7 protein-coding genes are annotated in these 6,000 nt (G+C 51.0%); 1 reads left to right on the top strand and 6 read right to left on the bottom strand.

From position 1 onward, the window contains the following. The first annotated feature begins 103 nt into the window (after positions 1–103). Positions 104–292, top strand: coding sequence for a 50S ribosomal protein L28 (rpmB, locus tag ADA01nite_RS08105; RefSeq protein WP_146809443.1), 189 nt, complete (start codon positions 104–106; stop codon positions 290–292). A gap of 56 nt (positions 293–348) precedes the next feature. Here the strand turns inward: rpmB and spoVM are convergent, their stop codons facing one another. From spoVM to rlmN, 6 genes are all read right to left on the bottom strand, one after another. Beyond that, complete coding sequence (gene spoVM / locus ADA01nite_RS23030; RefSeq protein WP_139188865.1) at positions 349–426, bottom strand: stage V sporulation protein SpoVM; 78 nt, start codon at positions 424–426, stop codon at positions 349–351. Positions 427–573: 147 nt separating this feature from the next. Continuing rightward, a complete protein-coding gene (rpe, locus tag ADA01nite_RS08115; RefSeq protein ID WP_146809444.1) occupies positions 574–1,236 on the bottom strand; it encodes a ribulose-phosphate 3-epimerase in 663 nt (220 codons plus the stop codon). Between the two features lie 4 nt (positions 1,237–1,240). Continuing rightward, complete coding sequence (gene rsgA / locus ADA01nite_RS08120) at positions 1,241–2,116, bottom strand: ribosome small subunit-dependent GTPase A (protein ID WP_146809445.1); 876 nt, start codon at positions 2,114–2,116, stop codon at positions 1,241–1,243. A gap of 15 nt (positions 2,117–2,131) precedes the next feature. Further along, a complete protein-coding gene (gene pknB / locus ADA01nite_RS08125) occupies positions 2,132–4,114 on the bottom strand; it encodes a Stk1 family PASTA domain-containing Ser/Thr kinase (protein ID WP_146809452.1) in 1,983 nt (660 codons plus the stop codon). A 17-nt stretch (positions 4,115–4,131) separates the two neighbouring features. After that, entirely contained in the window at positions 4,132–4,875 is a 744-nt protein-coding gene (locus ADA01nite_RS08130; RefSeq protein ID WP_146809446.1) for a Stp1/IreP family PP2C-type Ser/Thr phosphatase, read from the bottom strand. A 14-nt stretch (positions 4,876–4,889) separates the two neighbouring features. Further along, the gene (gene rlmN, locus ADA01nite_RS08135) at positions 4,890–5,930 is read right to left on the bottom strand and encodes a dual-specificity RNA methyltransferase RlmN (RefSeq protein ID WP_146809447.1); all 1,041 of its coding nucleotides are present in this window, start codon (positions 5,928–5,930) and stop codon (positions 4,890–4,892) included. Positions 5,931–6,000 lie beyond the last annotated feature (70 nt).

Here is a 6,000-nt window from a genome sequence, read left to right on the forward strand (position 1 = left end):
ATTCTTGACAGATCTCTTGCTTTTGCCATACGTGTATGATATTATACTTGAGTATGCAAAGAGAGTCACTTTGATTGACTGCATCTCAGGGAGGTGGAATAGAATGGCACGTGTATGTTATGTAACTGGCAAACGGGCGAAAACCGGCAACAAGCGCAGCCACTCCAACCGCGCGAACAAACGCACTTGGGGCGTAAACGTACAAAAAGTACGCATTCTGGTGGATGGAAAGCCGAAGCGCGTATACGTAAGCACTAAAGCATTGAAATCCGGTTTAGTTACGCGAGTGTAATAGAGACATAAAAAAAGCACCCCTTTTATGGTGCTTTTTTTATGTCTTACGCCACCTCATCGTTTTCCCCCGCCGAGAATCGCGCGAATCAGCCCCCCCAGAAACTTCGGCAGCTTAATAGTATAAAACCGCATGATGACCCCTCCCTTATTTCAGGTACAGTCCAGTATATTCAAATGTACCGGCTGTGTACTTCTTCCGCCTGCTCGGTTTAACATATGCCGGGCTTCTAAAAAATATGAAATCAAGCTCAATAAAAAAACACGGTCCTCAACTTTATTCTATAATCGGCAAGCCTGTTTAATATCTTCGATGGCGCGGGCACGATCCGCCTGACCGAAGACGGCGTTACCCGCCACCAGGCAGGTCGCTCCGGCTTTTGTAACAAGCGGAGCCGTTTCGGCATTAATGCCGCCGTCGATTTGAATTTCGACTTTATCGCCCAGACCGCGCTCTTCAAGCATTGTTTTTAGTTGTGTCACTTTGCGCACAACTTCCGGAATGAATTTTTGACCGCCAAAGCCGGGGTTCACAGACATAAGCAGGACCATATCGATATCTTCAAGCACGTGCTCCAACGTTCCGACCGGAGTGGCTGGATTAAGAGAAACGGCGGCCTTTACGCCTTGATTTTTGATATGATAAATCGTGCGGTGCAGATGCACGCATGCCTCCTGGTGTACGGTAATGATATCCGCGCCGCTCTTTGCAAACTCGGGGATGTACATATCCGCATTCTCAATCATCAGATGGACATCAAGCGTCAAATTCGTATGCGGGCGAACGGCTTTTACAACCAGTGGTCCAATCGTGAGATTCGGCACAAAATGACCGTCCATCACATCGATGTGGATCCAGTCCGCACCTCCCTGCTCTACTTCTTTAATCTCTTCTCCCAGGCGGGCAAAATCCGCGGAAAGAATCGACGGTGCAATCTTAACCATGTGTTCAATACCTCGGCTTTCTCTCTTTGATTTCCTGTAGAAATTGCAGATAGTTCTCATAGCGCGCAGGTTGAATTTCATGCGCTTCTACCGCTGCGCGCACCGCACAGCCCGGCTCGTTCACGTGCAGGCAGCCGCGGAATTTGCATTCCCCGAGCATGGCACGCATTTCTTTGAAATACAGCCCGAGCTCATTCGCTTCAATCGATTGAAAATCTAGCGAGCTGAAACCCGGTGTATCTGCGACCCAGCCGCCTTCCGCCAGATGAATCAGCTCTACATGCCTTGTCGTGTGCCTGCCCCGACCCAATTTCTGGCTAATCGGAGCTGTTTCTAGTGAAAGCCCGCTGAATAAGGCATTTAATAAGGAAGATTTGCCTACCCCTGACTGGCCGGCGAAAACGGACAGGTGGCCGCCGAGATATGCACGAATATCTTCAATTCCCCTTTTGCCCTTCGAGCTGGTCACTACGACCGGATAGCCAATCGCATTGCAACGCTCACGAATACGGTTGAGTTTCTCCTTATCGGATAGCAAATCAGCCTTTGTAAGGCAGATGACTGCATCTACGTTGGCCGCCTCCGTATGTACCAGAAACTTATCTAACAGCTGCGGATTAAAGTCCGGTTCGACGAGCGAAAAGACGAGAATCGCTTGATCGATATTGGCAATAGGCGGACGAATCAACTCGCTCGTCCGCGGTAAAATCTCGGTTATCGTTCCTTCCGTTCCGTTTGTTTCGTATACCACTTCGTCCCCGACCAGCGGAGTGATGCCTTTTTTGCGGAATACCCCTCTGGCCCGACATTGCCAGAGCGCATCACCGTCCTGCACATAATAATAGCCGGCCAGTGCTTTTACTATACGGCCCTGCGGCATGAGACCCCTCCAATTTTATTGAAAATCACTGTATTTAACCTGTTTTTCTTGATATAGTTGTCCGTCCCTGTATACCTGGATAATCGCATCCTGTGATGGCGAGAGGACGACAGGAACCTGAAACTGCGTACTTTGTTTAATCGTGTAGCTGTCCACCGTTTTGTTCTGTGCGGTGGCGTCCGTCACTTTAATCTCGATGCTGGCCTTCTCGCCCGGGTTCAAGTAGACGTCCACCGTCTCTTTTACCCGGCGCGCTTCCTCAGGCAGACCTTCGCTGACCGTGATGCGCACCCATGTGCCTTTTTCGAGCTGATTATCCGGACGGTAAGACTGTTCGATTACAGTCCCTTCCGGCTCGTAACTCGGCTTCCTATCTATCTGCGGACGCAAGCCCAACTGTTCGAGCTTAAGCTTTGCCTCTTCCTCGGTCAAACCTACAAGTTTTGGCAACGTTGCCTTCTCCTGACCCTGGCTTACGACCAATGTCACTTCCGTATCGGATGCCACAATTTCTTGGCCGGCGGTCGGTGTCTGTCTCAGGATCGTACCGGCCGGCTGATCTTCACTTGTTTCTTTTTCAATATGATAATCTTTGTATTTGCCGGTAAGCTGGCTTTCCACATCATCGATGTTCTGTCCCACGAAATTAGGCATTGCTGTCTTCGGCTTGCCCTGGCTGACGATCAGCCGTACTTCGGAATTTTCTTTGACCTGCATGTTCGGCACCGGATCCTGCTTAATTACACGGCCGGGTGCCACTTTCTCATCGTACTGTTCCTGAATGGCCGGCCTTAATTTTAGCGCCTCCAGCTTCTGGCGTGCTTCATCAAGCGGCATATTCTGTACTGACGGCACGGTTACGTCCGGTACACGGAAAAATGAGAAGCCGTAAAAGACAGCGGCTCCGACCAGCATAAAAAACAGAAAAATCCCTGCAACCCAACCAACCGCTTTTTTCCAGGGCAGCGGCTTTGTATCCGTCTCTTCTACCGCGGCTTCTTCCCGAACCGCCGGTTTCTCCGCCGCTTCGCTCGGCTCTTTGACCGGCACAGCCTCTTCCTCGTCCCAATTACGTTTGCGCATCATCTCCGGTTTAATCGCCGGAATCACGCGCGTAATTTCCGGGTCTTCTTCCACCCCGTACTTCTCCGGAAGAAGATATACAGGCTCATTCCTGCGCTCCGGTGAGAGGGACGTCTGCAAGTCTTCTAGCATCTCACGCGCCGATTCATAACGGTACATCGGCTCTTTCGCCATAGCGCGGATGATGACATTTTCTAAGCTCTGCGGAATCTCCGGACGGAGCTTGCGCGGAAGCACATATGTCTCTTGCAGGTGCTTAAGCGCCACACTAATTGGCGAATCACCGGAGAACGGCAGTTCCCCCGTCAGCATCTCGTACAAAACAACACCAAGCGAATACAAATCCGATTTAGCACCGGCCGCGATACCCTTCGCCTGTTCCGGCGAAAAATAATGCACGGAGCCAAGTACGGAGCCGGTATGCGTAATTGTCACCGATGATACAGCCCGCGCGATACCAAAGTCGGTCACTTTAATGCGCCCGAATTTATTAATCAAAATATTATGCGGCTTAATGTCCCGGTGGATCAGCTCATTTTGATGCGCGTGGTCGAGCGCGTCGCAGATTTGAACCGCGATATCCACCGCTTCTTTCACATCCAGCGGAGCGTGTCCATTGATATATTTTTTCAATGTCATCCCTTCGACATATTCCATAACGATATAGTACATATCGTCCTCTTGGCCAATATCGTAGATGTTGACTACGTTTGGATGGGACAAGCTTGCCGCCGCCTGAGCTTCCCTATGAAAGCGGGCCACGAAATCATCGTCATTTCCAAACTGGGAGCGCAGCACTTTCAAAGCTACCGTGCGATTCAGCAGCGTATCGCGCGCACGGTAGACAATGGCCATCCCACCTTCTCCAATTTGCTGTTCAATTTCATAGCGCCCACCGATTCGCTTTCCAATCATCTGCAGGCTCCCCCCTTTCATTCTCCGGCCTCCGATTGATTACGCAGCAGGATGACCGTAATGTTATCTTCCCCGCCTGCATCCAACGCTCTTTCAATCAACTCGTCCGCCATCTCTTTAAGGGAGCCATTCGTAAGCACCTTCGCCATTGCCTCGCTGCCGATTTTGCCTGATAATCCGTCCGAGCAAAGCAGCAGCATGTCACCGGTATCCCAGTGCAAAATACTGAAGTCGGCCTTAACCTTCTTGTCGGTACCAAGCGCGCGCGTCAATATATTGCGCCTCGGGTGGTTGGCCGCTTCATCCTGTGTAATCTGGTGGTTACGCAACAACTCGTTAACCAGCGTATGGTCGCTTGTAATCTGCTGGAGAATGCCCTGGCTGTAGCGATAAATCCGGCTATCCCCGATATGGGCCAGCACGCCGAGCTGGTGGTTCATCAGAGCAATGACCACCGTTGTCCCCATCCCCCGGCATTCTTCATGCTCCTGTGCATATGTCAGAATACGCTCATTGGCCAGTTGAATCGCATTATTCAGCTTCTGCTGCAGCTCACTCGGCGTAGTATAATCGGTTATGTCCTTCAACGATTCACAGATAATATCAACCGCCATCTGGCTGGCGACGTCGCCCGCCTGATGGCCGCCCATGCCGTCAGCGACGATCGCGAGAATCCAGCCGTTATCATACCGCTGGATTCGTCCTGAATCTTCGTTCGTCTGTCTTACACAACCGATATGCGTCTGTATGGCTGACTCCATTCTATTCCTCACCTCTACGTCTGTTTCGCATGCTGGGCCCGCAGCTGTCCACAGGCCGCAGCGATATCACTGCCGTGTTCACGGCGAATCGTAGCATTGATTCCTTTCGCTTGCAAAGTTTTCTGGAATGTAAAAATATCGTTGCGCGCAGTGCGCACGTAGTTGCGTTCCGGCACATAGTTTACCGGAATGAGATTGACATGGCACAGCATGCCTTTAAGGAGCTCAGCCAGCTCTTCGGCATGCTCAGGTCTGTCATTCACCGAGCCGAACAAACCGTATTCGAATGTTAGGCGGCGACCGGTCGTTTTAATATAATACTCACAGGCTTCCATCAGCTCATCCAGCGGATAGCGCCGGTTCACCGGCATGAGACGCGAACGGATTTCCGTATTCGGTGCATGCAGAGAAATTGCCAGGTTTACCTGCAGTTTCTCATCGGCGAATCGGTAGATGTTCGGCACAATACCGCTCGTAGATACCGTAATATGCCGCTGGCCGATATTCAGGCCCTTGTTATCATTGATAATACGAAGGAACGCAAGCAGCGCATCGTAGTTCTCGAACGGCTCGCCGATCCCCATGACAACGACATGGCTGGCCCGCTCATTCTTAGCATCCAGCGCTTTTTGCGCCGCCAACACCTGCATGACAATCTCTCCTGCCTCTAGATTGCGCTTGAGACCACCCAGCGTTGACGCGCAGAACGTACAGCCGATGCGACAGCCAACCTGTGTGGTGACACAGATGCTGTTGCCATAGTTATGCCGCATGATTACCGTTTCGATCGCATGGCCGTCATGGAGTGAGAACAGGAACTTCACCGTTCCGTCCTGCGATTCCTGACGGGTAATCTCTTTTAGCGCATCCATGCGAAATGACGCGTCCAGTTTCTCACGCAGGGCTTTGGACAGGTTGCTCATCTCGGCGAATGACTCCACTCGCTTCCCATACAACCAATCAAATACTTGCCCGGCGCGGAACGCTTTCTCCCCGTTCTCTTCCATCCATCGTGTAAGCTCAGGGAGCGTCAGGCTATAAATAAAAGATTTCATTCTTGTAATCACCATTTCTTCTCAAAAGTTCACATCATATTGTATCACAAAACATTTCTAAAAAGAAAAG

The organism is Aneurinibacillus danicus (assembly GCF_007991215.1).
Classification (GTDB): Bacteria; Bacillota; Bacilli; order Aneurinibacillales; family Aneurinibacillaceae; genus Aneurinibacillus; species Aneurinibacillus danicus.